This window comes from Paraburkholderia sp. BL18I3N2 (assembly GCF_003001875.1).
In the GTDB taxonomy this organism is placed as follows: domain Bacteria; phylum Pseudomonadota; class Gammaproteobacteria; order Burkholderiales; family Burkholderiaceae; genus Paraburkholderia; species Paraburkholderia phytofirmans.
In genome coordinates this window covers 1-25,956 of the sequence record NZ_PVNC01000014.1, presented here as the reverse complement: position 1 = coordinate 25,956, position 25,956 = coordinate 1, and the positions used below count along the sequence as shown (strand labels likewise).

Here is a 25,956-nt window from a genome sequence, read left to right as displayed (position 1 = left end):
GGCGTTCACGATGGCGACCGCCCGACCTGATGCAGCTATACACACTGGGGAAGCACGTTGTTTAAACCTCATCGCTTTGTTCCAAAGACGGTTATAGCCGCGGCATTCGCCGCGCATGGGCTGGTTGCTCACGCAACGACGCCCTTCGTGGTGCAAGACATCCGGATCGAGGGATTGCAACGCGTCGAACCTGGTACCGTGTTCGCCTATCTGCCCATCAAGCAAGGCGACACCTTCAGCGACGACAAGGCATCGGAGGCCATTCGCGCCCTGTATGCCACGGGCTTCTTCAACGACGTCAAGATCGCGACCGAAGGCAACGTCGTCATCGTGCAGGTGCTGGAACGTCCGGCCATTGGCACGATCGACTTCGCCGGCATTCATGAGTTCGACAAGGAAAACCTGACCAAGGCGCTGCGCGCCGTGGGTTTGTCGCAAGGCCGTTATTACGACAAGGCGCTGGTCGACAAGGCCGAGCAGGAACTGAAGCGTCAGTACCTTACGCGCGGCTACTACGCCGCTGAAGTCACCACCACGATCACGCCGATCGACCGCAATCGCGTGTCGGTGCTGTTCGCGGTGGCCGAAGGTCCGAGCGCGAAAATCCGCCAGATCAACTTCATCGGCAACAAGGCGTTCAGCACGGGTACGCTGCGCGACGAAATGCAGTTGTCCACGCCGAACTGGTTCTCGTGGTACACGAAGAACGACCTGTACGCGAAAGACAAGCTCACCGGCGACCTCGAGAACGTTCGCTCTTACTACCTGAATCGCGGCTATCTCGAGTTCAACATCGAGTCGACCCAGGTGTCGATCACGCCGGACAAGAAGGACATGTATCTGACGGTCACGCTGCACGAAGGCGAGCCGTACACGATTTCGAATATCAAGCTGGCGGGCAATCTGCTCGACCGCGAGCCGGAGCTGGCCAAGCTCATCAAGATCAAACCGGGCGACCGCTTCTCGGCTGAAAAGCTGCAGGCCACCACCAAGGCTATCGTCGACAAGCTCGGCGAATACGGCTATGCGTTCGCCACGGTCAACGCGCAGCCGCAGATCGATCAGGCCAACCATAAGGTCGACCTGACGCTGCAGGTGGACCCGAGCCGCCGCGTCTACGTGCGCCGCATCAACGTGGTCGGCAACACGCGTACGCGTGACGAAGTGGTGCGCCGCGAAATGCGCCAGCTCGAAAGCTCGTGGTTCGATTCGAACCGCCTCGCGCTGTCGAAAGACCGGATCAACCGTCTCGGTTACTTTACTGATGTCGACGTGACCACGGTGCCCGTGGAAGGCACGCCGGACCAGGTCGATGTGGACGTCAAGGTGGCCGAAAAACCGACCGGCGCGATCACGCTGGGTGCGGGCTTCTCGTCGACGGACAAGGTGGTGCTCTCGGCCGGCGTGTCGCAAGACAACGTGTTCGGCTCCGGCACCAGTCTCTCGGTGAACGTGAATACCGCCAAGACGTACCGTACGTTGACGGTCACGCAGGTCGACCCGTACTTCACGGTCGACGGCATCAAGCGTATTACCGACGTCTACTACCGTACTTACCAGCCGCTGTACTACTCAACGGATTCGAGCTTCAAGATCGTTACGATCGGTGGCGATCTGAAATTCGGTATTCCGTTTTCGGAAGTGGACACGGTGTACTTCGGTGCCGGCCTCGAGCAGAACCAGCTGGATATCGACTCAAACACGCCGCAGAGCTACATCGACTACGTGCATGAATTCGGCCGCGTGTCGAACAACGTGCCGATCACGGTGGGCTGGTCGCGCGACGCGCGTGACAGCGCGCTGGTGCCGAGCCGTGGCTACTTCACGCAGGCGAACGCCGAATACGGTACGCCGATCGGCGGCACGCAGTACTACAAGGCCGACATCAACGCGCAGTACTATTACTCGTTTGCGCGTGGGTTCGTGCTGGGCTTCAACTTCCAGGGCGGTTACGGTAACGGTCTCGGCGGCAAGCCTTATCCGATTTTCAAGAACTACTACGCGGGCGGTATTGGTTCGGTGCGGGGCTACGAGCCGAGCTCGCTGGGTCCGCGCGACGCCAAGACGAACGATCCGATCGGCGGCTCGAAGCTGCTGGTGGGTAACGTGGAATTGACGTTCCCGCTGCCGGGCACGGGCTACGACCGCACGTTGCGTGTCTTCACGTTCCTCGACGCCGGTAACGTGTGGGGTACGGAAGGCAACAGTATCGGCGCCAACGGCCTGCGTTACGGCTACGGTGTCGGTCTGGCGTGGATCTCGCCGATCGGCCCGCTCAAGCTCAGCCTGGGCTTCCCGCTCACGAAGCACACCGGCGACCAGTACCAGAAATTCCAGTTCCAGATCGGGACGGCGTTCTGATCGGGCGGCGGAAGGCGCCCGGCGGCCGGCCTGGCCAAACTACAGTATCGAGAGGATGACTTTGCTAACCGGTATGTTTTCGAAACGTGTGGCGTGCGCGCTGGCGCTGGCAATGACCTTGGGTGTCGGGGTCGCGCAAGGGCAGGAGGCGAGGATTGCGGCGGTGAATTCCGACCGCATCCTGCGCGAATCCGCTGCCGCGAAGGCCGCGCAGGTCAAGCTCGAGGCCGAGTTCGCCAAGCGTGACAAGGACCTTGCCGACATGGCGCAGAAGCTGAAGTCGATGTCCGATTCGCTCGACAAGAACGGTGCGTCCATGTCGCCCGCCGACCGCGCGCAGAAGCAGCGCGATCTGTCGCAACTGGACACGGACTTCCAGCGCAAGCAACGCGAGTTTCGTGAGGATCTGAATCAGCGCCGCAACGAAGAACTGGCGGCGGTGCTCGACCGCGCCAACAAGGTGATCAAGCAGATCGCCGAGGCGCAGCACTACGATCTGATCGTCCAGGAAGCGGTGTACGTGAGCCCGCGCATCGATATTACCGATCAGGTGCTCAAGGCTTTGGCGGCATCGGGTAACTGAATGCGGGCGCCGGGCCGAAGGGCCCGATAGTCGATCAGGCGCGGTGGACTGAACGCAGTAACCATCGACACAGGAGACAGGATAGGCATGGCATTTACGCTCGAGGACATCGTCCAGCGGTTCGGCGGTGAAGTAGTCGGAGACGGTTCGCAGCGCGTCGGAAGTCTCGCGCCGCTCGACCAGGCAGGTCCGGACCAGCTGGCGTTCCTCGCCAATCCGAAGTACCTGGCTCAGGTCGAAACGACCCGTGCGGGCGCGGTGTTGATCAATGCCGACGACCTCGCCAGGCTCGCTTCCCGCGAGAATCGTAACTTCATCGTCACGCCGAATCCGTACGCTTACTTCGCGCGCGTCGCGCAAACCTTCATCGACTTCGCTGCGCCCAAGGCGGCGTCCGGCGTGCATCCGAGCGCGACCATCGACCCGTCGGCGCAGATCGCCGCGAGCGCGGTGATCGGCCCGCACGTCACGGTGGAAGCGGGCGCGGTGATCGGCGACAACGTGCGGCTCGACGCCAATGTCGTGATCGGCCGTGGCACGCGCGTCGGCGCGGGTTCGCATCTTTATCCCAATGTCGCGGTGTACCACGGTTGCAAGCTCGCCGAGCGCGTCATCGTGCACGCCGGCGCGGTGATCGGCTCGGACGGTTTCGGCTTCGCGCCGGATTTCGTCGGCGAAGGTGAGGCGCGTACCGGCAGCTGGGTGAAGATTCCGCAGGTCGGCGGTGTGTCGATCGCGGCAGACGTCGAAATCGGCGCGAACACCACCATCGACCGTGGCGCCATGGCGGACACGATCATCGAAGAGTGCGTGAAGATCGACAACCTCGTGCAGATCGGCCACAACTGCAAAGTCGGCGCTTATACGGTGATTGCCGGTTGCGCGGGCATCGCGGGCAGCACGACCATTGGCCGTCATTGCATGATCGGCGGCGCGGTCGGGATCGCCGGGCACGTCACGCTGGCCGACTATGTGATCGTTACGGCCAAGTCGGGCGTCTCGAAGTCGCTGCTCAAGCCTGGTATGTACACCAGTGCCTTCCCGGCCGTGAACCATGCAGACTGGAACAAGAGCGCGGCGTTGCTGCGCAATATCGACAAACTCCGCGATCGTATCAAGGCGCTTGAAAACGCCGCGGCTGAGAAGCAGGACGGCCCGGCAAGCCATTCCGCGGGCGGCAAAGGCTGAACATCAGGGTAACTCGCAGGGCAATTGACTCAGCAGACTCAGCATTTCGCCGGGCAACCTGCCGGCACCGCGTAAAATGGCGGGCAAGCATCAGGAAGCAAAGTCGGTTGCCGTGACCGGGTGGCGCGGCCGCCGGGTCACGGCGAGCGCCGGCAGCACGCTTTACCAATCCACCTGCACCAGCATCCGCAGTCATCACCGCGCAGTCAATGCGTGAGCAGAAACACCATGAGCACCGAAAAAATCAATCTCGACATTCATAAGATTCTCACGCTGTTGCCACATCGTTACCCGATCCTGCTGGTCGACCGGGTGCTCGAACTCGAGCCGCACAAGTGCATCAAAGCGTTGAAGAACGTGTCGATCAACGAACCGTATTTCCAGGGTCACTTTCCGACGCGTCCGGTGATGCCGGGCGTGCTGATTCTCGAAGCACTCGCGCAAACGGCGGCCCTGCTGACGTTTTCGGAAGAGCCGAGCGATCCGTCGAACACGCTGTATCTGTTCGTCGGCATCGACAACGCGCGCTTCAAGCGCGTGGTGGAACCGGGCGATCAGCTGATCCTGAACTGCACGTTCGAACGTCACATGCGCGGCATCTGGAAGTTCAAGGCGCGCGCCGAAGTGGATGGCGTGGTCGCGGCGGAAGCCGACCTGATGTGCGCGGTGCGGCACACGGACAAGGACGCTTAAACGCACTTAAGCGCGAGGCGCTTAAGCCAGCGTCCGGGCGGTCGGCGGCGTCATGCGTGCGCCGGCCTCCCGCCAGATGCCCATCCAGACAACGCAACAGAATCAGAAGCGAGGACGCATGAGCAGGATTCATCCCACTGCGATCGTCGAACCGGGCGCACAACTCGACGAATCCGTCGAAGTCGGACCGTATGCCGTCATTGGCGCACATGTGACGATTGGCGCACGGACCACGGTCGGTTCGCACAGCGTGATCGAAGGTCACACCACGCTCGGCGAAGACAACCGGATCGGCCACTACGCATCGGTCGGCGGCCGTCCGCAGGACATGAAGTACAAGGACGAGCCGACCCGGCTCGTGATCGGCAACCGCAACACGATCCGCGAATTCACCACGATCCACACCGGCACGATGCAGGACGCGGGCGTCACCACGCTCGGCGACGACAACTGGATCATGGCGTACGTGCACATCGGGCACGATTGCCACGTCGGCAGCAACGTCATTCTGTCGAGCAACGCGCAGATGGCCGGTCACGTGACGATCGGCGACCACGCGATCGTCGGCGGCATGTCGGGCGTGCATCAGTTCGTGCGCATCGGCGCGCATTCCATGCTGGGCGGCGCTTCGGCGCTGGTGCAGGACATTCCGCCGTTCGTGATTGCCGCCGGTAACAAGGCCGAGCCGCACGGTATCAATGTGGAAGGTTTGCGCCGCCGCGGTTTCTCGCCGGACGCGATTTCGGCGCTGCGCGCGGCGTATCGCGTGCTGTACAAGAACGGCCTGTCGCTTGAAGAAGCGAAGGTGCAGTTGCGCGAACTCGCGACCGCGGGCGGCGATGGCGATGCGCCGGTGCAGACGCTGCTCGCGTTCGTCGAAGCGTCGCAACGCGGCATCATCCGCTAAGCGATGGCATTGCAACCCAGTCCCTTGCGCGTCGCGATGGTGGCCGGCGAGCCGTCCGGCGACCTGCTGGCGGCCTCGCTGCTCGACGGCCTCACGAGCCGTCTGCCCGCCGGCACCCGGTACTACGGGATCGGCGGCCCACGCATGATCGCGACGGGCTTCGACGCCCACTTTCCGATGGAAAAGCTCTCGGTGCGCGGCTATGTCGAGGCGCTGAAGCATATTCCCGGCATTCTCGGCATTCGCAACGAACTGAAGCGGCAGTTGCTGGCAGAGCCGCCGTCGGTGTTCGTCGGCGTGGACGCGCCCGATTTCAATTTCGGGCTGGAGCATCCGTTGCGCGAGGCCGGGATTCCAACCGTTCACTTCGTGTGCCCGTCCATCTGGGCGTGGCGCGGCGGCCGCATCAAGAAGATCGCCAAGGCGGTCGACCACATGCTGTGCGTGTTTCCGTTCGAAACGGCGCTGCTGGAAAAAGCGGGCGTCGCGGCATCGTACGTGGGCCATCCGCTCGCTGACGAAATTCCGCTCGTGCCGGACACGCTCGGCGCGCGCCGGGCACTCGGTCTCGCACAAGACGGTCCGATCATCGCGGTGCTGCCGGGCAGCCGGCGCTCGGAGATCGATCTGATCGGCCCCACGTTCTTCGCCGCGATGGAAATGATGCAGCACCAGGAGCCGAATCTGCGCTTCGTGATGCCGGCGGCCACGCCGGCGCTGCGCGAAATGCTGCGGCCGCTGGTCGATTCGCACCCCGGCCTCGCGTTGACGATTACCGACGGTCAGGCGCAACTCGCCATGACCGCGGCCGACGCGATCCTCGTGAAGAGCGGCACCGTGACGCTCGAAGCCGCGCTGCTGAAAAAACCGATGGTGATCTCGTACAAGGTGCCCTGGCTGACCGGCCAGATCATGCGCCGCCAGGGCTATCTGCCGTATGTCGGGCTGCCGAATATTCTGGCAGGGCGCTTCGTGGTGCCGGAGATCCTGCAGCACTTCGCCACCCCGCAGGCGTTGGCCGAAGCCACGCTGAAACAGTTGCGCGACGAGACCAACCGGCGCACGCTGACGGAAATCTTTACGGAGATGCATCACGTGCTGAAGCAGAACACCGCGCAGCGTGCGGCGGAAGTCGTGGCGAGCGTCATCGAAAAGCGGAAGGGGCGGCCGTGACCCTGTCACGCGCGCCGCGCCGTAAAACCGTCGCAGGAGCGTCGGCGCAACAGGTCGGCCTGAACTTCGAGACGCCGGACGACATCGTCTGCGGCGTCGACGAAGCAGGGCGCGGCCCGTTGGCCGGCCCGGTCGTGGCCGCAGCGGTGATTTTCGACCCGTCCAAACCGATGATTCGCGGCCTCGACGATTCCAAAGTGTTGACCGCGAAAAAGCGCGACGAACTGTACGACAAGATCGTCGACAGGGCGCTCGCTTACTGCATCGCTTCGGCAACCGTCGAAGAAATCGATTCTCTGAATATTCTGCACGCCGCCATGCTGGCCATGAAGCGTGCCGTCGAAGGCCTGTCCGTCGTGCCGACGCTCGTCAAGATCGACGGCAATCGCTGTCCGACGCTGAGCGTGCGCAGCGAAGCGGTGATCGGCGGCGACGCGCTCGTCAAAAGCATTTCGGCGGCGTCGATTCTCGCCAAGGTCACGCGCGACCGGATGCTGCTCGAATTGCATCAGACGTATCCCGTCTACGGCTTCAACGCGCATGCCGGTTACGGCACGCCGCAGCATCTGAAGGCGCTGCGCGAACACGGACCTTGCGAGCATCATCGGCGTTCGTTCGCGCCGGTGCGTGAGGCGCATCTGCGCCTGGGCACGGGCGTGCCGCTGCCGGCGGGTGAAGTGATCGTCGTATCCGAAGTGATGTTCGACGACGACGCCTTCGGCGAACGCGGCAGCGCCGCCTGAGCTTCGCACGAGCGCCTCATAAGCGCCGCGTGTGACCCACCTTTTCCTCATCCTCACTGTCTTCTTCGCTGCCTGTGAAAGCCATCACCTCGCGGGACAATCCGCTCTACAAGCGCCTGAAGGCATTGGCCGGCTCGACGCACCAACAGCGTAAAAGCGGCCACGCGCTGCTCGAAGGGTTTCATCTCGCGAGCGCCTATCTCGACGTCGCCGGGCAGCCGGAAATGTGCATCGTCACCGACGGCGCGCTGCGCCACGACGAAGCGCAGGCGATCGTTGCGCGCATCGAGGAGCATCGTGTCGTGACGCTGCCGGATGCGTTGTTCGGGCAGTTGTCGAATGTCGTGCACGGTGTGGGCATTCTGCTGCTGGTTGAAAAGCTCGATACGCCGTTGCCCAACACGGTCGCGCAAACCTGCCTCGTGCTCGACGGCGTACAGGACGCGGGCAACGTCGGTTCGATTCTGCGCAGCGCGGCCGCCGCCGGCATTCAGCAGGTGTTCTGCGCGCCGGGTACGGCGTACGCGTGGTCGTCGAAGGTCTTGCGTTCGGGCATGGGCGCGCACTTCCTGCTGCAGATTCACGAGGACGTGGAGGCGCAGGCGTTGATCGAGCGCCTCGCGGTGCCGATCGTGATCACGGACTCGCACGGCGCCGAGGCGATCTACGATTGCGACCTGAGCGGACCGCTTGCGTGGGTGTTCGGCAACGAAGGCGCGGGCGTCTCACAGATCTGGCGCGACAAGGTTTCGTTGCGGGTGACGATCCCCCAGCCGGGCGGCATGGAGTCGCTGAATGTGGCGGCCGCGGCGGCCGTATGCGTATTCGAGCAGTGCCGGCAGCAGCGCGGCCGTAGTTGACGCAGGAGACGTGCTCGCTCCGGCTTCGTCTGCGTTCGAGCCTGTTTCAGACCGCGGGGCTCAGATCTCGCTTAGGCCGCGACTCGACCACACGCATGTCCTCGCGCGTGCCCGTGTCCAAGGCAGCCGGGCTTGCGCGAGCCATGCGCACAGGCTCAATAAGAAGGCCTATCCAGCTTGATTTCCTGCAGGATCGTCGTCGCGATCTCTTCGATCGACTTGTGCGTCGACGACAACCACTTGATCCCTTCACGCCGCATCATCGCTTCGGCTTCGTTGATCTCATAACGGCAATTCTCCGGCGCGGCGTACTTGCTGCCGGGCCGGCGCTCGTTGCGAATCTCCGAAAGCCGCTGCGGATCGATCGACAAACCGAACATCTTCTGCCGATGCGCCAGCAACGGCGTGGGCAATTTGCCGCGTTCGAAATCTTCCGGAATCAGCGGATAGTTGGCCGCTTTCACCCCGTATTGCATAGCCAGGTAGAGGCTCGTCGGCGTCTTGCCGCTGCGCGACACGCCGACCAGAATCACGTCGGCGTCGGCCAGGTTGCGGTTCGATTGGCCGTCGTCGTGAGCGAGCGAGAAGTTGATCGCCTCGATCCGGTTCTTGTACTCCTCGGTGTCGGCGTTCTGGTGGCCGCGGCCCATCGCGTGGCTAGACTTCAGTTCCAGTTCCTGCTCGAGCGGCTCGACGAAGGTCTGAAACATGTCCAGCACGAGCGCATTCGAGCCTTTGACGATCTGATTCGACGCGCTGTCCACCAGCGTGGTGAAGACGATCGGACGGCGGCCGTCCTGCACGATCGCTTCGTTGATCTTTTCGAGCGTGGCGTACGCCTTCTCGGTCGAGTCGACAAAGGGCACGCGAACCAGGCGGAACTTCTGGTCGAACTGGGAGAGGATCGAATGCGCGAAAGTTTCGGCAGTGATCCCGGTACCGTCGGAGACGATGAATACGGTGGGCGGCATCAGTGGGGCTGGGGAACGTGAGCGAACAAAAGCGCTCGAATGAAACATCGCTGTTTGGACGACGCTGCCCGGTGGCTGACCGGAAACTGCAGCGGCGTCCGACCAGCGCGCCGTGGGCACCGCAACTGCGCCCGGATGGCGGCGGGGCCTCGCAAAAGCCCGCTGGCCGGTCCGGGGCGCGATTCGAGGCGCAATTCTCGTCCGACTGTCACATTTTCAAAGTCGGCACGGTAGAATAGCGGCAACCTGTTGGATAAGCAATTGCAGGCGATTGGCGTCTAACTCACCGCGAACGGTCGTTCAACGCCTCGCTTTTTGCCGGTATTTTAGTCGTTAAGTTGCCGGGAACGTGGGGGATCGATCGGTAAATTCGTCCATCGGCCTTCTTCGTCGCGCTTGGAGCGATTGCTTCTCCAACAGGTTGTGCAAGACGCGAGGTCACGCTCCCAATGGGCGTCTCGCGTTCGAGCCCACTTGCACAGCCGTGAATTTCTTTCACACTTAGGGGCTTGTATGACTAACGCAGTTACCGTCGCAAAGGATAAGGCGTATGTAGTTCCGTTTGAGCAGTTGCGGATGACCGACGTGGAAATCGTCGGTGGCAAGAACGCGTCGCTTGGCGAGATGATCAGTCAGCTCGCCGAAGCCGGCGTGCGCGTGCCGACCGGTTTCGCCACCACGGCGCTGGCTTTCCGCGACTTCCTGCATCACAACAACCTGACCGAACGCATCGCCAAACGTCTCGAAACGCTCGACGTCGACGACGTGAAGTCGCTCGCCGAAGCGGGCAAGGAGATCCGTCAATGGATCGTCGACGCGCCGTTCCAGCCGCAGCTCGAGGCGGATATTCGCGCGGGCTTCGACACCCTGCAAAACAGCTCGCCTGAAGAGCTGTCGTTCGCCGTGCGTTCGTCGGCAACGGCGGAAGACTTGCCGGACGCATCGTTCGCGGGTCAGCAGGAAAGCTACCTCAACGTGGTCGGCGTGGAAGACGTGCTCGATCGCATGAAGCACGTGTTCGCGTCGCTGTACAACGACCGCGCTATCTCCTATCGCGTCCACAAGGGCTTCACGCACGCTGAAGTCGCGTTGTCGGCGGGTGTGCAGCGCATGGTGCGCTCGGACGTCGGCGCGGCCGGCGTGATGTTCACGCTGGACACCGAGTCGGGCTTCAAGGACGCTGTCTTCATCACCTCGAGCTATGGTCTCGGCGAAACCGTGGTGCAAGGCGCGGTGAATCCGGACGAGTTCTACGTCTACAAGACCACGCTCGCGCAGGGCAAGTACCCGATCATCCGCCGCTCGATCGGCTCGAAGCTGATCAAGATGGAATTCACCAAGGCGGGCGAAGAAGGCCGCGTGAAGACCGTCGACGTGGCGCACGAGCAGCGCAACCGCTTCTCGATCACGGACGAAGACGTGGTCGAACTGGCCAAATACGCCGTCATCATCGAAAAGCACTACGAGCGTCCGATGGACATCGAGTGGGGCAAGGACGGCCGCGACGGCAAGATCTTCATTCTGCAGGCGCGTCCGGAAACGGTGAAGAGCCAGGCTGCGGGCAAGGCCGAACAGCGTTTCAAGCTGAAGGGCCAATCGAACGTGCTGGCCACCGGCCGCGCGATCGGTCAGAAGATCGGCGCGGGTCCGGTGCGCGTGATTCACGATCCGTCGGAAATGGACCGTGTGCAGCCGGGCGACGTACTGGTCGCCGACATGACCGACCCGAACTGGGAACCGGTCATGAAGCGCGCGTCGGCAATCGTCACGAATCGCGGCGGCCGTACCTGCCACGCGGCGATCATCGCGCGTGAGCTGGGCGTGCCGGCGGTGGTCGGCTGCGGCGACGCGACCGACGTGCTGAAGGAAGGCGCGCTGGTCACGGTATCGTGCGCGGAAGGCGACGAAGGCAGGATCTACGACGGCCTGCTCGAAACCGAAATCACCGAAGTGCAGCGCGGCGAACTGCCGCCGATTCCGGTGAAGATCATGATGAACGTGGGCAATCCGCAACTGGCCTTCGACTTCTCGCAACTGCCGAACGCAGGCGTGGGTCTCGCGCGGCTCGAATTCATCATCAACAACAACATCGGCGTTCACCCGAAGGCGATTCTCGAGTACCCGAACATCGATCAGGACCTGAAGAAGGCCGTGGAAAGCGTTGCTCGCGGGCACGCCTCGCCGCGCGCGTTCTACGTCGACAAGCTGACCGAAGGTATCGCTACGATCGCGGCGGCGTTCTATCCGAAGCCCGTGATCGTGCGTCTGTCGGACTTCAAGTCGAACGAGTACAAGAAGCTGATCGGCGGTTCGCGCTACGAGCCGGACGAAGAAAACCCGATGCTGGGTTTCCGTGGCGCGTCGCGCTACATCGCCGACGATTTCGCCGAAGCGTTCCAGATGGAATGCATCGCGCTGAAGAAGGTGCGCGAAGAGATGGGCCTCGACAACGTCGAGATCATGGTGCCGTTCGTGCGTACGCTGAAGCAGGCGGAACGCGTGGTCGGGCTGCTGGCCAAGTACGGCCTGAAGCGCGGCGAGAATGGCCTGCGTCTGATCATGATGTGCGAAGTGCCGTCGAACGCGATTCTCGCTGAAGAGTTCCTGCAATTCTTCGACGGTTTCTCCATCGGCTCGAACGATCTGACGCAGCTCACGCTCGGCCTCGACCGCGACTCCGGCATGGAACTGCTGGCGGTGGATTTCGACGAACGCGATCCGGCGATCAAGTTCCTGTTGAAGCGCGCGATCGACACGTGTCTGCGACTGGACAAGTACGTCGGTATTTGCGGCCAGGGCCCGTCGGATCATCCGGACTTCGCGCAATGGCTGACCGATGAAGGCATCAAGTCGATCTCGCTGAACCCTGACACGATCGTCGAGACGTGGCAGCAACTGGCGAAGTCGGCGAAGCAGTAAGGCGAATGGCATGCCGCTTCCTAAGCGGCATGCATAACGTGCGATGCGGTAGGTCAAGCGCGCGTCGAATGCGCGTGAAACCTTGCCGTGTCGCCCGTTAAACGCGCTTGCTTCGTGCTATAAACACCCCGGTAGATCCGGGGTGTTTTGCTTTGTGGAGGTCGACGTGGCGCCAGGTGGATTGTTCTGGTGGATCGGGGCGGGTGTGCTGGTCGTGCTGGAGTTGCTCAGCGGCACGTTCTATCTGCTGATGATCGCGTTGGGCTGCGTAGCGGCCGCGCTCGCGCATCTCGCGGGCGCCCCAGCCGACTTGCAATTCGCGGTCGCGGCCGTGGTGGCGCTCGCGGCGGTGCTGCTGCTCAGGCGTTCGCGGTTCGGCCGCAGAACGCGCAAGGAGGCGTCGCGCAACCCGGACGTCAATCTCGATATCGGTCAAACGCTTGCCGTGCCGGCGTGGCACGAGCGACGAGCACGCGCGGATTATCGCGGTGCGGCATGGGACGTCGAACTGGCCGCGGGCGAGCCGGAAGACGCACAGCTCTACGAAATTACGGAGTTGCGTGGCAGTTGCCTCGTCGTGGTGGCGGCGCGTCGTTCAAACACCCGGGCCACCACGGCCTGAGCACCAACGCGGCACACGTGCGTCACACACAACTATTCGAACTACGGACCGGAGGGCAGTAATGGATTCGACCATCGTCGGGGCGGTGCTTCTGATCATCGTGATCGTACTGGCGGCGCAGACCATCAAGATCGTGCCGCAGCAGCATGCGTGGGTTCTGGAGCGGCTCGGCCGCTATCACCGCACGTTGACACCCGGTTTGAGCTTCGCGTTTCCGTTCGTCGACCGGATTGCCTATAAGCACATCCTCAAGGAAATTCCGCTCGAAGTGCCGAGTCAGGTCTGTATCACGCGCGACAACACGCAGTTGCAGGTGGACGGCGTGCTGTACTTTCAGGTCACCGATCCCATGAAGGCGTCGTACGGGTCGAGCAACTTCGTGTTCGCGATCACGCAGTTGTCGCAAACCACGCTGCGCTCGGTGATCGGCAAGCTCGAGCTCGACAAGACCTTTGAAGAACGCGACTTCATCAACCACAGCATCGTGTCGTCGCTCGATCAAGCCGCGACGAACTGGGGTGTGAAGGTGCTGCGCTACGAGATCAAGGACCTGACGCCGCCCAAGGAAATTCTCCACGCGATGCAGGCGCAGATCACCGCCGAGCGCGAGAAGCGCGCGCTGATCGCCGCTTCGGAAGGGCGCAAGCAGGAGCAGATCAACATCGCGTCCGGCGGCCGTGAGGCGGCGATCCAGAAGTCCGAAGGCGAGCGGCAGGCGGCGATCAATCAGGCGCAAGGCCAGGCGTCGGCGATTCTGGCCGTGGCCGAGGCCAACTCGCAGGCGATTCAGAAGATCGCGGCGGCGATTCAATCGAACGGCGGGATGGAAGCGGTGAACCTCAAGGTGGCCGAACAATACGTGAACGCGTTCGGCAATCTGGCGAAGCAGGGCACCACGTTGATCGTGCCGGGCAATCTCGCGGACATGAGTTCGATGATCGCGTCGGCGCTGACGATTGTGAATAAGGGGAAGGGCGTGACTGAGGTGCGTTGAACGGGCCGGCTGCGCGAAATGGACGGGCCGCGCGCAGCGTACTGACCGTGCCGTTTGCGGTGAGCGCGTGAGTGCGTTGACCGTATCGAAAGCACCGAAAGCACCGAACGAAAGCGTTGGCACGATCGGCACGAGGCGGTCGTCGCGGCAAGGCATATAGTCAGGTTCTCCGCAGGCGGACAGCCCGCCACGATGCTTGCCCGCCGCTTTTGCCGGCTTGCAAAAAGAAAATGGCCCGCGGACTATGCGGGCCATTTACCTTTCAGCGCTTGTGAAGCGCGCGTCCTTGCCACACGCGAGCCGATCGCAGCGAATGATTGGCAGACGAGACGCGGCATAACAGCACACCGCCCGCCATCAACCGTCGATCAAACCAGGCCGCCCATCAAGTCGGCGAGCGCATCAACCGCGCCTTTTCACGTTCCCAGTCGCGCTTCTTCTCGGTCTCGCGCTTGTCGTGCTGCTTCTTACCCTTGGCGAGACCAATCTCGCATTTGACGCGGCCGCCCTTGTAGTGAAAATTCAGCGGCACGAGCGTGTAGCCGCGCTGCTCGACCTTGCCGATCAGTTTGCTGATCTCTTCGCTGTGCAACAGCAGCTTGCGCGTGCGCACCGGATCGGGATTGATATGGGTCGAGGCTTCGGGCAGCGGGCTGATGTGCGTGCCGATCAGGAACAGTTCGTTATTCTTGATAACGACGTACCCTTCCTTGATCTGGCCGCGCCCGGCGCGCAGCGCCTTGACCTCCCATCCTTCGAGCACGAGCCCTGCTTCATAGCGTTCTTCGACCGAGTAGTCGTAGAAGGCTTTTCTGTTGTCGATAATGCTCATGAATGGAAAGTGCCCAACTCGTTTAAAATCACGATTTTAGCAAAGCGGGGCAAGGAAAGCCCGCTGCGCTCGTCCACCCTTGCCACGCGCTGTTCAATTTATGGCAGATGTCCAGAAAACCGTGTTGATCCGCCATTCGGCGGAACAGATGTTCGACCTCGTTACCGACGTCGCCGATTACCCCAACTTCCTGCCGTGGTGCGGGGGAGTCGAAATCCGCCGCCAGGACGAAACCGGCATGGAGGCGAAGATCGATATCAACTTCAAGGGCATCAAGCAGCACTTCGCCACGCATAACAGCATGGAGCGGCCCACGCGCATCGATATGGAGTTCGCGGACGGCCCGTTTCGCAAGTTCACGGGCTTCTGGCGTTTTACGCCATTGCGCGCCGATGCCTGCAAGATCGAATTCGCGCTGCACTACGAATTCACCAACATCATTCTCGAAAAGCTCATTGGCCCGGTGTTCAACCACATTGCCAATACCTTCGTCGAATCGTTCGTGAAGCGCGCCGACCAGCGCTACGGTAAGGCATGAGCGCGCGCCTGTCGATCGAAGTCTGTTATGCGTCGGCCGGCGAGCAGGCGCTGATCGCGCTGGAATTGCCCGCAGGCGCCACGTTGCAGCAGGCGCTGGACGCCAGCGGCATCTTGCGGCGGTTTCCGCAGATCGATCTGGCCACGCAGAAAGTGGGCGTATTCGGCAAGCTGAAGCCGCTCGACGCGGTGCTGGCCGACCATGACCGGGTCGAGATTTACCGGCCGCTGCTGGTCGATCCCAAGGTGTCGCGTCAGCGGCGCGTCGAGAAGACCCGCAAGGCGGGCTCGATCGAAGGGCGTCGCTGGCAGAATAAGGATTCGCGCTAAGCGGATTTTGCGCGGGCAGAAAACGGTGCGGGCGCCCTGCGCCTCAAGGCGCCGACACCTGCGGCTTGTCCTTGATCCGTGCGGCCGCAGACGTATCGTCGTCCGCATGCTGGCGCACCGACCAGCACACGCCGGCCACCAGCAGCAGAATCGCCGCCAGCTCGAGCGGGCGCGGCAGTCGCTGGTCGTAAATGAACGCGTAAAGCAGCGCGAAAAGCGTTTCGAACACGATCATCTGGCCGGAGAGCGTCAGCGGCAGCCGTTTCGATGCGGCATTCCACAGCCCGTTGCCGAGCCACGATGCACCGATCGCGAGCCCCAGATTAAGCATCCAGAAGGTGTGCCAGCGCCCGTCGGCCAGTTCGCCTTGCGGGCCGCCCGCCGGCAGCACGGCGATCACGAGCCACAGCGCAGCGCCGAGCGCGCCCGTCACCACGCCCCACAAGACTGACCACTCATTGCCGCTGAAATGCGTCTGGCGCTGCAGATAGCGGGCGTTTTCGACCGCGAACCACGTCCAGCATCCCAAGGCGCCCACCGCGCAGGCGAGCCCGACCAGCTTGGTGACGACGCTGACCGGCGTACTGCCCGCCACTGTAAAGACATCGATGTTGATACAGGCGATGCCCGCCATCACCATCGCGAGCGGCCAGGCGAGGCGGGCGAGCGGCACCGCGCCGTGATCGCGCCGGCCCAGCAGCGTCACCGTGACGGGCAGCACGCCGACGATCAGCGACGCCGGCGCGATGCCGATCAGGTGCACGGCGGCCGTCAGCAGCAGGTAGTAGAGGAGGTTGCCGGCCAAAGCCAGCTTCACCAGCGCGCCGAGATCCTCGCGGGTCAGCCGTTTGACGAGCGAGCGCGCCATGGGCAGCGCGGCGGCCAGCGAGACGATACCGTACATCGTGTAGCGGCCCGCGCTCAGAAGCAGCGGCGAAAAGTCCGGCAGCACGCGCGGCACCAGAAAAACCATGCCCCATAAGGCCCCGGCCATTACTCCATATGCCACACCGCGCTGCATCGACTGCCCCTGCAAAAAACCTGGAATGGTCGGCAGAATAGCCGGTTGGCGGGCCGGGCGTCTTGTTCGATTCTGCAATTCGAGTCCGCCGGCGCCCGGTTGCGCCCGAACGCGCAAACGAAACCCGATCGAACCCGAGGCGAACAGCCAAGCGAAATCCAGGGGCCCGATGCCACGAAAAAAACCGCCCGAAATTCGCTAAGCTGCTGTTAGTGCAGTGAAAACCAGGGAGGTATCGCGTATAATTCGCTTTTGCGCCTATAGGATTTGCCATGCGTCTGATCCAAACAGCACTCACGTTCGATGACGTGCTCCTCGTCCCGGCTTTCTCCGATGTTCTGCCGCGCGACACCAGCCTCAAGACCCGGCTGACCCGCAACATTTCCCTGAATATGCCGCTCGTGTCCGCCGCCATGGACACGGTCACCGAAGCACGCCTCGCCATCGCGATGGCGCAAATGGGTGGCGTGGGCATCATCCACAAGAATCTCACCGCGGCCGAACAGGCGCGTGAAGTGGCCAAGGTCAAGCGCTTCGAGTCGGGCGTCGTGCGTGATCCGATCACGGTGCCACCGCAAATGAAAGTGCGCGACGTGATCGCACTGTCGCAGCAGCATGGCATTTCGGGCTTCCCGGTCGTCGAAGGCGCCCAACTGATCGGTATCGTCACGAACCGCGACCTGCGCTTCGAAGAGCGTCTGGACGAGCCGGTGCGCAACATCATGACGCCGCGCGAGCGTCTCGTCACCGTCAAGGAAGGCACGCCGCTCGCCGAAGCCAAGGCGCTGATGCACAGCCACCGGCTTGAACGCGTGCTGGTCATCAACGACGCATTCGAACTGCGCGGCTTGATGACCGTCAAGGACATTACCAAGCAGACCGAACACCCGGACGCCTGTAAAGACGAACACGGCAAGCTGCGCGCGGGCGCGGCGGTCGGTGTGGGCGCGGACAATGAAGAGCGCGTCGAACTGCTGGTGCAGGCGGGCGTCGACGTGATCGTCGTGGATACCGCGCACGGCCACAGCCAGGGCGTGCTCGAACGCGTCAAGTGGGTCAAGCAGAACTTCCCGCACGTCGAGGTGATCGGCGGCAACATCGCCACCGCGGCGGCCGCCAAGGCGCTCGTCGAATACGGCGCGGACGGCGTGAAGGTCGGTATCGGCCCGGGCTCGATCTGCACGACGCGGATCGTCGCCGGCGTGGGCGTGCCGCAAGTCACCGCGATCTCCAACGTGTCCGAAGCGCTGAAGGGCACGGGCGTGCCGGTCATCGCCGACGGCGGCGTGCGCTTCTCGGGCGACGTCAGCAAGGCGCTGGCAGCGGGCGCCAATGCCGTGATGATGGGCAGCATGTTCGCCGGCACCGAAGAAGCGCCGGGCGACGTGTTCCTGTATCAGGGCCGCCAGTACAAGTCTTACCGTGGCATGGGCTCGGTCGGCGCGATGAAGGACGGCGCGGCGGACCGCTACTTCCAGGACAACTCCGCGAACATCGACAAGCTGGTGCCGGAAGGTATCGAAGGCCGCGTCGCCTACAAGGGCTCGGTCAATGCGATCCTGTTCCAGCTGATCGGCGGCGTGCGCGCCAGCATGGGGTATTGCGGCTGCCGCACCATCGCCGAGATGAACGACAAGGCCGAGTTCGTGCAGATCACGGGCGCGGGCTTGCGCGAGTCGCACGTGCACGACGTGCAAATCACCAAGGAAGCGCCCAACTACCACGTGGACTAAACGCCAATGAAGCCATTGCTGCGCGCTGTACTCATCCTCGATGCCTTGCTGTTGCTTGCGTTCGGCCTGCTGTTTCTGCTGACGCCGTGGACTTCGTTGTACAACGCGCTGCTTCTGGTGCAAACCCAGCCGGCTCTGGTCGGCCAGGGGTTTGGCGTGGCGCTGATCGGGCTGGCATGGCTGGCCTTCCACGCGTCGATCGACGGCGCGCTTACCACCACCGTCGCCAAGGTGGTCGGCCACGTGAACTGGCTGACCGGCGTGCTGATGCTGATCTGGCTGCTCGGTCTGCATACGCCGGCGCTGACCGGGTTCGGGCAGATCGTCGCGGTGCTGACGGGCGTGGTGCTGCTGGTAATCGGTCTGGGCGGCGTGCGTTTGGCGGGAGCCGTGCGGCGTCGTGAAAGAGGGCGGCTCGCTGAAGCCGCCGCTGCCGAGCGCGCCGAAAAGCAGGCTGCCAAAGACGCCGCGAAAGACGCGGCCAACCGGCGCGAGCCAGGCCGTGTCACAGCGGGTTTTCCTGTTTATCACGCTGAGCCGGTCGTCGAGCCCGTCGTGCCGGTTACGCGACCTGTCAGTTCCGTGAGTCCTGTGGCAGGGGCGCCGCTTCATCCGGTGGTCGACGAAGCCAGTCTGACGCCGTCCGAACGCGCAGCGCGGGCAGAAGCCGCCGCCGCGCGGGATGAAGCCCGCAACGGCGCGGCCGACGCGCCCGGCGCGCCCCGGCCGCCGTTTCATGGTTGATGCGCCGCGCGCCACACCGTCCGCTGAAGCACCCGGATTCCGTTTGCGTGCGCCGTGGGCAAACGCCTGCGGCGCGGCCCGCGCCAACCCGCTGCATCGTTACGTTTCATGCTCGATCGTCCCCACGTGGACCGCTTTGAATTCAACGCCGCGCATCGCGCGCGGCATTCCGTATCCGCTCACTTTTGACTCCGTCCGCTGCCATGCATGACAAGATCCTGATCCTCGACTTCGGTTCGCAAGTCACCCAACTGATTGCACGTCGCGTTCGCGAAGCCAACGTGTATTCGGAAATTCATCCGTACGACGTCGATGCGTCGTTCATTCGCGACTTCGCGCCGAAGGGCGTGATCCTCTCCGGCGGCCCGAGCTCGGTCACCGAAACCGATACGCCGCGCGTGCCGCAAGCCGTGTTCGAACTCGGCGTGCCGGTGCTCGGTATTTGCTACGGCATGCAGGCCATGGCCGAGCAGCTCGGCGGCAAGGTCGATATCGGCCATCTGCGTGAGTTCGGTTATGCCGAAGTGCGCGCGCGCAATCACACGAGCCTGCTCGAAGGCATTAGCGACTTCACCACGCCGGAAGGTCACGGCATGCTGAAGGTGTGGATGAGCCATGGCGACAAGGTGCTGGAAATGCCGCCGGGCTTCGCGCTGATGGCGTCGACGGAATCGTGTCCGATTGCGGCCATGGCCGACGAAAAGCGGCGTTTTTACGGCCTGCAATGGCACCCGGAAGTCACGCACACGGTGCAGGGCCGCGCCATGCTCGAACGCTTCGTGCTGCAGATTTGCGGCGCGCGGGCCGACTGGGAAATGGGCAACTATATCGACGAAGCCGTCGCGAAAATTCGCGAGCAGGTCGGTAACGAGCACGTGATTCTGGGGCTGTCGGGCGGCGTGGATTCGTCGGTGGCCGCGGCGCTGTTGCATCGCGCGATCGGCGATCAGTTGACCTGCGTGTTCGTCGATCACGGTCTGTTGCGTTTGAATGAAGCCGAGCAGGTCATGGCGACCTTCGCCGATCACCTGGGCGTGAAGGTGATTCATGTGGACGCGAGCGACGTGTTCCTGCGCAAGCTGGCCGGTGTGACCGATCCGGAAGCGAAGCGCAAAATCATCGGCGCGGAATTCGTTGAAGTCTTCCAGGCTGAAGCCGGACGGCTGACCGATGCAAAGTGGCTGGCTCAGGGCACGATCTATCCGGACGTGATCGAATCGGCCGGCAAGGGCAAGAAGGGCGCGCAGACTATCAAGAGCCACCACAACGTGGGCGGCCTGCCTGAGACACTGAATCTAAAGTTGCTCGAACCGCTGCGCGAACTGTTCAAGGACGAAGTGCGCGAACTCGGCGTCAAGCTCGGCTTGCCGCCGGCCATGGTGTACCGCCACCCGTTCCCGGGCCCGGGTCTGGGCGTGCGGATTCTCGGCGAAGTGAAGCGCGATTTCGCGGACCTGCTGCGCCGCGCGGACGCGATTTTCATCGAGACGCTGCGCACTTTCATCGATAAGGAAACCGGCAAGTCCTGGTACGACCTGACGAGCCAGGCGTTCGCGGTGTTTCTGCCGGTGAAGAGCGTCGGGGTGATGGGCGACGGGCGGACTTACGAGTACGTCGTTGCGCTGCGTGCCGTGCAGACGTTGGACTTCATGACCGCGCATTGGGCGCATCTGCCGCATGAACTGCTGGGGCATGTGTCGAACCGGATCATCAATGAAGTGCGCGGGATTAACCGGGTGGTGTACGACATCTCGGGGAAGCCGCCGGCGACGATCGAGTGGGAGTAATTCAGACTGCTCCCAAGTCGTTCCGGGAGGTCCGGTTTTCCATGTTTTTCCGTTTAAAAAAACATGAGGTTATTGTCCGGTGCCATCCGCAGTGATCCGGGCAGTACCTTAAGGAAATGTCGGTATCGCTGACGGTAGGGAGATTTCCCCCCGGATGGCCGTGTCCGATACCGTCAAATCAGTCTGACGGTATCGGTTGACGGTATGCGTTCGAGAAGTCCCTATGCTCACAGACATGCAGTTGCGAGCGCTGAAACCGGCCAAGAAAATCTACAAAGTTGCCGATCAGCGAGGGCTCTATGCGGCAGTGACGCCGTCAGGCGCGGTGAGCTTCCGGTACGACTAGCGGGTGAACGGTCGCCGGGAGACCCTGGTTATCGGCCGGTACCATCCGTCACTTTCCGCAGGAAAGCCGCGCAAGCCAGACGAACCTGGATTCGAAATGGCTATTAGCCTCCCGGGAGCGGCTCGCGCGCTGGCAATTCTGGCTGTTCTTCATCGGCTTCAACGTGACGTTTTTCCCGATGCATCTGCTCGGCCTGCACGGCATGCCATCGCGTAGGGACTTACCTTGCGGCCAGCGGGCACACCCGTTGCGCGACTGCAGACTCCACTCACCGTTTGAGGAGTCCATCATGGCACAGCGCAAGACCATCGACGATCTGTTTATCCACATGCTTTCCGATATCTATAGCGCGGAAAAGCAGTTGACCAAGGCTCTGGCGAAGCTGTCACGCGCCGCTTCCGATCCGCAGCTGAGCGAAGCATTCAAGCTTCACCTTGAAGAAACACAAGGGCAGGTTGAACGGATCGATCAGGTTGTCGAAACGTGCAACATCCGATTGAAGCGAATGAAGTGTGTGGCAATGGAAGGACTGATCGAAGAAGGTCAGGAACTGATCGACGAAATCGAAAAAGGGCCGGTCCTCGACGCTGGGCTCGTGGCCGCGGCGCAGAAGGTCGAGCACTACGAAATCGCTGCATATGGCAGTCTTTGCGCTATCGGTAAGCAACTCGGTTTCGCCGAGGGCGTGAAATTGCTCGAGGCGACGCTCAAGGAAGAAAAGGCAACTGATGTCAAGTTGAGTGAGTTCGCCGAAAGGGCGGGTAACGCGAAGGCCTCACAGCAGGATGGCGAAGATGAAAATACTCAGAAGAGCGGCAGTAAATCGAAGGCTGGCCACGCGAAGGCTGAACAGGCTTGAGCGAGCGTAGAGCAACTTCGGACTGCGGAGCGCGCCCGTGCTCCGCGGTCTGTCGGCAACGTGTTGATGGCATTTGCCGCAGAGCGACCCGCGGCTGCCTCAAGGCGGCGCTCATTATCGCTCGGCAGAAGCTTTAAAAAGCACGCGTACAAGTTGCAAGACTTGTGGACGTGCAGAGGGAACCCGGCTTTGCATCTGCCAGATGAACAACAGGCGCAGACGTGTATTCTTGCCGAAATCCGTTGCAAAGATTCCAGTGATCCAGGCGCCCTTGTTCAGGGTATGACGCTTGCTGCGACGATATCGAGTCATCCGTTATCCCGGCCACATCAAGAGGATTCCATGAAAAAAGCTTTTGTTGTCACACTCGCATCCAGTCTTCTCTGTCTCGCCGGTCCTGCCGCATTCGCCCAGACACAGGCCGCATCGACCACCGCCGCGAATCAGCTGCCGCAGGCGGACAAGGATTTTGTGCAGGCCGCGACAATGTCTTCATCAACGGAGATCGATGCCGCAAAGCTTGCGACCAGCGCCTCGAGCGATAAAGACGTGAAATCGTTTGCTCATCACATGATGATGGACCATGCCAAACTGACTGTTCAGTTGAAGATGGCGGCGCCGCATGGTGTTGAAGTTCCCAAGGACAATTCCGATACCGCCGTGCTGGACTCGCTAAAGCCCCTGAAAGGCAAAGCTTTCGATCAGGCGTACATCCAGAAGATAGGTCTCGAGGGGCACAAGGCGGCGATTGCGGCGTTCGAGAAGGAAGCTGAACAAGGGCAGAACGCGGACCTCAAGGCAGCTGCTCAAAAAGCATTTCCGACCGTCAAGGAGCATTACAAAATGGCGCAGGACCTCGCCGCGAAGAAAGGCGTAACCGAGTAATTGCACGCTTCTGCAGTGAGCCATCCGGAGGGGCGCGAGCAACGCGCGCCCCACGATGTGTGTATCGGATCGATCGCGCGCTGCCGCGCAAACAGCGCGATCCGATCAAGATCAGCAATGCGTCCATGCCGAGCGTCACTAATGGAAAAGTGGCGGCGGTGTTCCGGATAAAGGTTAGAGTGCATTACGGAGTAAGTCCCGCTTATCGCCAGCGACAAGCGCGAATGCCTCCGGCAAATGGCTGCTTATCAACACGATCGCCCTGGAGTCCGACTTCGGCTCGCGAGCGGAACCAGGTTGAAGTAATGTTCGATGCGCGACAATGCATAGAGTGCGGCGGCTGAGCGAACATCGTTGCGCTCCCCTTTAAAGCGGCGGGTTTCTGAAAAGGTCACGATAGCTTCGTCGCGCGTGCGGAACGACCACGCAAAACATTGCGTGCCCGCAGGCGGATCGCCTTCAGGAACCTCGTCGGCCACCCCTGTGTTCGATACCGCGACGTTTGCGCAGCAACCTTCCTGACCAAGCGCACCTTCTGCCATTTCTTTTGCAACTTCCTCGCTGGTCAGCCCGTAGTCACGGATCGTAGTCGCTTTCACACCGAGGAATCCGACCTTGCCCGATGGGGAATAGCTAATGAACCCCACATCCAGACATGAGCCGCTCCTGGGCACGCTTGCGAGATACGAGGCAATTTGACCTGCCGTGCACGATTCCGCAGTGGCGAGTTTGAGGCCACGCGACGACAGGAACCATACCGCTGATTCTGGAATTTTCATCATGCCCCCGGAGCATTCGTCTTCACACGCGGTTTAGCGCAATCTGCGGGCCACGTTTCGAAGCGGAGCTAAAGCGGTTCTTTTGATTCTGTTTTTGATTCTGCGCCTGCCGGGCACAGCGCATGCGCATCGACGTTCGACACAACGTTCGCAGACCAGACGGAACTGGCGATACGTATGGGGAATTGCAAGCGCCGCAAGTGCGTCCCACGACTGGTCGAAATGGTACGTACCGGCAAAATCGATCCCTCGAAAAATCTCACGCAGCGTGAATCGATGGCGAACGCAATCGAAACTTTCAAGGCATTCGACGAAAGACAGCCTCGTTGGATCAAGGTCGAGCTGAAACCGCCCGCTTGACCGCAGGGCCGCCTGTTTGAATCACGATCAATGCATCACAGTATGGAGATGAATATGAATAAGGAGCCATCGGATCCCGTCGAGCGTGCCGATCAACGTCGGCAGTCTTCCGGGAGTGGTGACGTGTCCGTCGAATCCGACGGATCGGTAAAGCAGAAACCTCACGGCAGTATGGATGAGACGATGGTGCCACCGAAGCCGGAACATCCGGAACAAGGCCCGTACATTCCCGAACACGACCATGTCGATCCGGACGTGGAGCCGCCGCCGGCTCCTTCCGCCCGCCGCCTGCCCGAATAGGTATTAACGCACCTCGAAAAGGAATCGCAAACATGGACACAGATTTCGAAGCGCGCATTCGCACGCGAGCCTATCACCCGTGGGAAGACGATCCTTCTCCGGACAACAATGTGGAGAAGCACTGTGGGTCGGCTGCTGTCCGTTAAAGGGCTATTACGTACAGGTGTAGCACGCAGTATCGAGTAGTTCCCTGGCTAAGCTGGACAGCATGTGTGGGCGTGCCTCCCGGCTTCAATCCGTGGACCGTCACTGCCTCAACGGCTCCCCTGCATATGCGGGTTCCGTCGTGACAACCGGCCTCCTAAGCCGTGTGTGGTTTTAAGCGGTGGACGTCACCGCTTGCTTCTTCTCTTATGTGTCCGCTTGTGTCCACCACATCGCGAAGATGCAGTAGAGGGGGAGCGGAATACCTAATGCATTAAATCAGGAAAAAGAGAGGGCTTACATGAGCCGGCCAAAGATGGTCTTCTCAAGAGCGGCACGACGGTCACCTAACGCCGGAAGCGTGCACGAAGCAGATTATCGGATCTACGCAACCTACCGGCGTACCGGCAGTGGGGCGTTTATCGGCGACCTCAAGGTAGTTAGAACCACGGATAACAAAGTTCTGTTTCCATTCGACGGCGCGCCGACCATAGGCCCATTCGAGACAGCGTCGGAAGCGCGCGAGGCCGCGCGATTGAAGGGTGAGCAAATGGTGGCACTTGACCTCGTGTGTCCTGAGTAGGATAGGGTGACCGCGGGCGGCGTCGGACATTTAGCCGTGCAGTTTGCAAAGCATATGGGCGCGGGAGTGTTCGTCACCGCGTCGGGCGACGGGATCGATTTCGTGCGTTCGCGCGGCGCCGCTCTACCTTGCGCTCGTCGATGCGGCTCTTGCGCTCAGTGGTCCGACGCTAAGGCGTGGCGCTTACTAATGTGTCGGGCGAGCGCGCGGCGCCCGCTTCAATACGCGCACGGAAATAGCGTGCGGTCGCAGCGAGTCCGTCGTCCAGCGACGTGCGCGGCTGCCAGCCAAGCAACTCGCGGGCACGCGTGATATCGGGCTGTCGATGCGACGGGTCGTCGGCGGGAAGAGGCCGCATTTCGAGCGGCGAATTCGAAGCGGTGATCGCCACAATGCGCTGCGCGATCTCGCGCATGCTGACTTCATGCGGGTTACCGAGATTCACGGGGGCGTCCAGATCCTCTTCCGTGTTCATCAAGCGGATAAACGCGTCGATCATGTCGTCCACGTAACAGAAAGAGCGCGTCTGCGAGCCATCGCCGTATAGCGTGATCGGTTCGCCGCGCAAGGCTTGCATCATGAAATTGGAGACCACGCGGCCGTCGGACGGATGCATGCGTGGTCCGTACGTGTTGAAAATGCGCGCAATGCGGACCGACAGGCCATGCTGTCGCCGGTAGTCCATGAACAGCGTCTCCGCAC

At 61.9% G+C, this 25,956-nt stretch carries 26 protein-coding genes and 2 pseudogenes; 22 read left to right on the top strand and 6 right to left on the bottom strand.

The window, feature by feature from the left end:
* The first annotated feature begins 57 nt into the window (after window positions 1-57).
* The 8 genes from bamA to B0G75_RS28215 all read left to right on the top strand — a co-directional run bounded on the left by bamA (window position 58) and on the right by B0G75_RS28215 (window position 8,508).
* Entirely contained in the window at window positions 58-2,361 is a 2,304-nt protein-coding gene (bamA, locus tag B0G75_RS28250) for an outer membrane protein assembly factor BamA (RefSeq protein WP_106313369.1), read from the top strand.
* A gap of 55 nt (window positions 2,362-2,416) precedes the next feature.
* A complete protein-coding gene (locus B0G75_RS28245; RefSeq protein WP_181309371.1) occupies window positions 2,417-2,944 on the top strand; it encodes an OmpH family outer membrane protein in 528 nt (175 codons plus the stop codon).
* 87 nt (window positions 2,945-3,031) lie between these two features.
* Complete coding sequence (gene lpxD / locus B0G75_RS28240) at window positions 3,032-4,132, top strand: UDP-3-O-(3-hydroxymyristoyl)glucosamine N-acyltransferase (RefSeq protein WP_106313367.1); 1,101 nt, start codon at window positions 3,032-3,034, stop codon at window positions 4,130-4,132.
* 228 nt (window positions 4,133-4,360) lie between these two features.
* Window positions 4,361-4,825 carry a 3-hydroxyacyl-ACP dehydratase FabZ gene (gene fabZ / locus B0G75_RS28235; protein ID WP_012433437.1) on the top strand — a complete coding sequence of 155 codons (465 nt, stop codon included), beginning with the start codon at window positions 4,361-4,363 and terminating at the stop codon, window positions 4,823-4,825.
* 118 nt (window positions 4,826-4,943) lie between these two features.
* On the top strand, window positions 4,944-5,732 hold the full coding sequence (gene lpxA, locus B0G75_RS28230) for an acyl-ACP--UDP-N-acetylglucosamine O-acyltransferase (RefSeq protein WP_012433436.1): 789 nt from the start codon (window positions 4,944-4,946) through the stop codon (window positions 5,730-5,732).
* Between the two features lie 3 nt (window positions 5,733-5,735).
* Window positions 5,736-6,905, top strand: coding sequence for a lipid-A-disaccharide synthase (lpxB, locus tag B0G75_RS28225; RefSeq protein ID WP_106313366.1), 1,170 nt, complete (start codon window positions 5,736-5,738; stop codon window positions 6,903-6,905).
* Window positions 6,902-7,648, top strand: a complete 747-nt coding sequence (gene rnhB / locus B0G75_RS28220) for a ribonuclease HII (RefSeq protein ID WP_106313365.1) — start codon at window positions 6,902-6,904, stop codon at window positions 7,646-7,648. Before lpxB ends, rnhB begins: the two co-directional genes overlap by 4 nt.
* A gap of 74 nt (window positions 7,649-7,722) precedes the next feature.
* The gene (locus B0G75_RS28215; protein WP_106313364.1) at window positions 7,723-8,508 is read left to right on the top strand and encodes an RNA methyltransferase; all 786 of its coding nucleotides are present in this window, start codon (window positions 7,723-7,725) and stop codon (window positions 8,506-8,508) included.
* A gap of 155 nt (window positions 8,509-8,663) precedes the next feature.
* Here B0G75_RS28215 and B0G75_RS28210 read toward each other — a convergent pair whose 3' ends face one another.
* Window positions 8,664-9,479 carry a pyruvate, water dikinase regulatory protein gene (locus tag B0G75_RS28210; protein WP_012433432.1) on the bottom strand — a complete coding sequence of 272 codons (816 nt, stop codon included), beginning with the start codon at window positions 9,477-9,479 and terminating at the stop codon, window positions 8,664-8,666.
* Between the two features lie 513 nt (window positions 9,480-9,992).
* Between B0G75_RS28210 and ppsA the strand changes: the two genes are divergently transcribed.
* From ppsA to B0G75_RS28195, 3 genes are all read left to right on the top strand, one after another.
* A complete protein-coding gene (gene ppsA / locus B0G75_RS28205) occupies window positions 9,993-12,398 on the top strand; it encodes a phosphoenolpyruvate synthase (RefSeq protein ID WP_106313363.1) in 2,406 nt (801 codons plus the stop codon).
* A gap of 166 nt (window positions 12,399-12,564) precedes the next feature.
* Complete coding sequence (locus tag B0G75_RS28200; protein WP_106313362.1) at window positions 12,565-13,020, top strand: NfeD family protein; 456 nt, start codon at window positions 12,565-12,567, stop codon at window positions 13,018-13,020.
* A gap of 61 nt (window positions 13,021-13,081) precedes the next feature.
* Window positions 13,082-14,014 (top strand): SPFH domain-containing protein, encoded by a 933-nt coding sequence (locus tag B0G75_RS28195; RefSeq protein ID WP_106279656.1) that lies wholly within the window; start codon window positions 13,082-13,084, stop codon window positions 14,012-14,014.
* A 385-nt stretch (window positions 14,015-14,399) separates the two neighbouring features.
* Here the strand turns inward: B0G75_RS28195 and smpB are convergent, their stop codons facing one another.
* Window positions 14,400-14,846 carry an SsrA-binding protein SmpB gene (gene smpB, locus B0G75_RS28190; protein ID WP_012433428.1) on the bottom strand — a complete coding sequence of 149 codons (447 nt, stop codon included), beginning with the start codon at window positions 14,844-14,846 and terminating at the stop codon, window positions 14,400-14,402.
* A 100-nt stretch (window positions 14,847-14,946) separates the two neighbouring features.
* On the opposite strand from smpB, the gene B0G75_RS28180 reads away from it, so the two are divergent.
* Together B0G75_RS28180 and B0G75_RS28175 are read left to right on the top strand one after the other, a co-directional pair.
* The gene (locus B0G75_RS28180) at window positions 14,947-15,384 is read left to right on the top strand and encodes a type II toxin-antitoxin system RatA family toxin (RefSeq protein WP_106313361.1); all 438 of its coding nucleotides are present in this window, start codon (window positions 14,947-14,949) and stop codon (window positions 15,382-15,384) included.
* On the top strand, window positions 15,381-15,713 hold the full coding sequence (locus B0G75_RS28175) for an RnfH family protein (RefSeq protein WP_106313360.1): 333 nt from the start codon (window positions 15,381-15,383) through the stop codon (window positions 15,711-15,713). The genes B0G75_RS28180 and B0G75_RS28175 overlap by 4 nt, the downstream gene beginning before the upstream one ends.
* 43 nt (window positions 15,714-15,756) lie before the next feature.
* Here B0G75_RS28175 and B0G75_RS28170 read toward each other — a convergent pair whose 3' ends face one another.
* The gene (locus B0G75_RS28170) at window positions 15,757-16,734 is read right to left on the bottom strand and encodes a DMT family transporter (protein WP_106313359.1); all 978 of its coding nucleotides are present in this window, start codon (window positions 16,732-16,734) and stop codon (window positions 15,757-15,759) included.
* A 272-nt stretch (window positions 16,735-17,006) separates the two neighbouring features.
* Between B0G75_RS28170 and guaB the strand changes: the two genes are divergently transcribed.
* The 5 genes and pseudogenes from guaB (at window position 17,007) to B0G75_RS28140 (ending at window position 22,203) form a co-directional block, all read left to right on the top strand.
* The gene (guaB, locus tag B0G75_RS28165) at window positions 17,007-18,467 is read left to right on the top strand and encodes an IMP dehydrogenase (RefSeq protein ID WP_012433424.1); all 1,461 of its coding nucleotides are present in this window, start codon (window positions 17,007-17,009) and stop codon (window positions 18,465-18,467) included.
* 6 nt (window positions 18,468-18,473) lie between these two features.
* Window positions 18,474-19,211: a hypothetical protein gene (locus B0G75_RS28160; RefSeq protein ID WP_106313358.1), complete on the top strand. Its 738-nt coding sequence runs from the start codon at window positions 18,474-18,476 to the stop codon at window positions 19,209-19,211.
* 203 nt (window positions 19,212-19,414) lie between these two features.
* Entirely contained in the window at window positions 19,415-20,998 is a 1,584-nt protein-coding gene (gene guaA / locus B0G75_RS28150) for a glutamine-hydrolyzing GMP synthase (protein WP_106313356.1), read from the top strand.
* A gap of 461 nt (window positions 20,999-21,459) precedes the next feature.
* Window positions 21,460-21,558, top strand: a pseudogene (locus B0G75_RS42060) (cbb3-type cytochrome c oxidase subunit I); the annotation flags it as partial.
* A gap of 75 nt (window positions 21,559-21,633) precedes the next feature.
* Complete coding sequence (locus B0G75_RS28140) at window positions 21,634-22,203, top strand: ferritin-like domain-containing protein (RefSeq protein ID WP_146142545.1); 570 nt, start codon at window positions 21,634-21,636, stop codon at window positions 22,201-22,203.
* A 114-nt stretch (window positions 22,204-22,317) separates the two neighbouring features.
* Here B0G75_RS28140 and B0G75_RS40285 read toward each other — a convergent pair whose 3' ends face one another.
* Entirely contained in the window at window positions 22,318-22,515 is a 198-nt protein-coding gene (locus tag B0G75_RS40285) for a hypothetical protein (protein WP_146142544.1), read from the bottom strand.
* 30 nt (window positions 22,516-22,545) lie between these two features.
* Between B0G75_RS40285 and B0G75_RS28135 the strand changes: the two genes are divergently transcribed.
* Complete coding sequence (locus B0G75_RS28135) at window positions 22,546-23,088, top strand: DUF4142 domain-containing protein (RefSeq protein WP_106313354.1); 543 nt, start codon at window positions 22,546-22,548, stop codon at window positions 23,086-23,088.
* 248 nt (window positions 23,089-23,336) lie between these two features.
* Here B0G75_RS28135 and B0G75_RS28130 read toward each other — a convergent pair whose 3' ends face one another.
* A complete protein-coding gene (locus B0G75_RS28130) occupies window positions 23,337-23,867 on the bottom strand; it encodes a CinA family protein (RefSeq protein ID WP_106313473.1) in 531 nt (176 codons plus the stop codon).
* A gap of 414 nt (window positions 23,868-24,281) precedes the next feature.
* On the opposite strand from B0G75_RS28130, the gene B0G75_RS28120 reads away from it, so the two are divergent.
* From B0G75_RS28120 to B0G75_RS41490, 3 genes and pseudogenes are all read left to right on the top strand, one after another.
* Window positions 24,282-24,527, top strand: coding sequence for a hypothetical protein (locus B0G75_RS28120; protein WP_106313472.1), 246 nt, complete (start codon window positions 24,282-24,284; stop codon window positions 24,525-24,527).
* 445 nt (window positions 24,528-24,972) lie between these two features.
* The gene (locus tag B0G75_RS41495) at window positions 24,973-25,254 is read left to right on the top strand and encodes a DUF6723 family protein (RefSeq protein ID WP_106313352.1); all 282 of its coding nucleotides are present in this window, start codon (window positions 24,973-24,975) and stop codon (window positions 25,252-25,254) included.
* 12 nt (window positions 25,255-25,266) lie between these two features.
* Window positions 25,267-25,374, top strand: a pseudogene (locus B0G75_RS41490) (NADP-dependent oxidoreductase); the annotation flags it as partial.
* 49 nt (window positions 25,375-25,423) lie between these two features.
* On the opposite strand, the gene B0G75_RS28105 reads toward B0G75_RS41490, so the two are convergent.
* Window positions 25,424-25,956 (bottom strand): NAD-dependent epimerase/dehydratase family protein (locus tag B0G75_RS28105; RefSeq protein WP_146142543.1); only part of this gene is annotated, 533 nt, incomplete at its 5' end.

Bases quoted from the DNA above. Each gene is read 5' to 3' on its own strand.
- B0G75_RS28245 (WP_181309371.1), top strand. From the start codon at position 2,417: ATGACTTTGCTAACCGGTATGTTTTCGAAACGTGTGGCGTGCGCGCTG.
- lpxD (WP_106313367.1), top strand. From the start codon at position 3,032: ATGGCATTTACGCTCGAGGACATCGTCCAGCGGTTCGGCGGTGAAGTA.
- fabZ (WP_012433437.1), top strand. From the start codon at position 4,361: ATGAGCACCGAAAAAATCAATCTCGACATTCATAAGATTCTCACGCTG.
- lpxA (WP_012433436.1), top strand. From the start codon at position 4,944: ATGAGCAGGATTCATCCCACTGCGATCGTCGAACCGGGCGCACAACTC.
- lpxB (WP_106313366.1), top strand. From the start codon at position 5,736: ATGGCATTGCAACCCAGTCCCTTGCGCGTCGCGATGGTGGCCGGCGAG.
- B0G75_RS28210 (WP_012433432.1), bottom strand. From the start codon at position 9,479: ATGCCGCCCACCGTATTCATCGTCTCCGACGGTACCGGGATCACTGCC.
- ppsA (WP_106313363.1), top strand. From the start codon at position 9,993: ATGACTAACGCAGTTACCGTCGCAAAGGATAAGGCGTATGTAGTTCCG.
- B0G75_RS28195 (WP_106279656.1), top strand. From the start codon at position 13,082: ATGGATTCGACCATCGTCGGGGCGGTGCTTCTGATCATCGTGATCGTA.
- smpB (WP_012433428.1), bottom strand. From the start codon at position 14,846: ATGAGCATTATCGACAACAGAAAAGCCTTCTACGACTACTCGGTCGAA.
- B0G75_RS28180 (WP_106313361.1), top strand. From the start codon at position 14,947: ATGGCAGATGTCCAGAAAACCGTGTTGATCCGCCATTCGGCGGAACAG.
- B0G75_RS28175 (WP_106313360.1), top strand. From the start codon at position 15,381: ATGAGCGCGCGCCTGTCGATCGAAGTCTGTTATGCGTCGGCCGGCGAG.
- B0G75_RS28170 (WP_106313359.1), bottom strand. From the start codon at position 16,734: ATGCAGCGCGGTGTGGCATATGGAGTAATGGCCGGGGCCTTATGGGGC.
- guaB (WP_012433424.1), top strand. From the start codon at position 17,007: ATGCGTCTGATCCAAACAGCACTCACGTTCGATGACGTGCTCCTCGTC.
- B0G75_RS28160 (WP_106313358.1), top strand. From the start codon at position 18,474: ATGAAGCCATTGCTGCGCGCTGTACTCATCCTCGATGCCTTGCTGTTG.
- guaA (WP_106313356.1), top strand. From the start codon at position 19,415: ATGCATGACAAGATCCTGATCCTCGACTTCGGTTCGCAAGTCACCCAA.
- B0G75_RS28140 (WP_146142545.1), top strand. From the start codon at position 21,634: ATGGCACAGCGCAAGACCATCGACGATCTGTTTATCCACATGCTTTCC.
- B0G75_RS40285 (WP_146142544.1), bottom strand. From the start codon at position 22,515: ATGACTCGATATCGTCGCAGCAAGCGTCATACCCTGAACAAGGGCGCC.
- B0G75_RS28135 (WP_106313354.1), top strand. From the start codon at position 22,546: ATGAAAAAAGCTTTTGTTGTCACACTCGCATCCAGTCTTCTCTGTCTC.
- B0G75_RS28130 (WP_106313473.1), bottom strand. From the start codon at position 23,867: ATGAAAATTCCAGAATCAGCGGTATGGTTCCTGTCGTCGCGTGGCCTC.
- B0G75_RS28120 (WP_106313472.1), top strand. From the start codon at position 24,282: ATGAATAAGGAGCCATCGGATCCCGTCGAGCGTGCCGATCAACGTCGG.
- B0G75_RS41495 (WP_106313352.1), top strand. From the start codon at position 24,973: ATGAGCCGGCCAAAGATGGTCTTCTCAAGAGCGGCACGACGGTCACCT.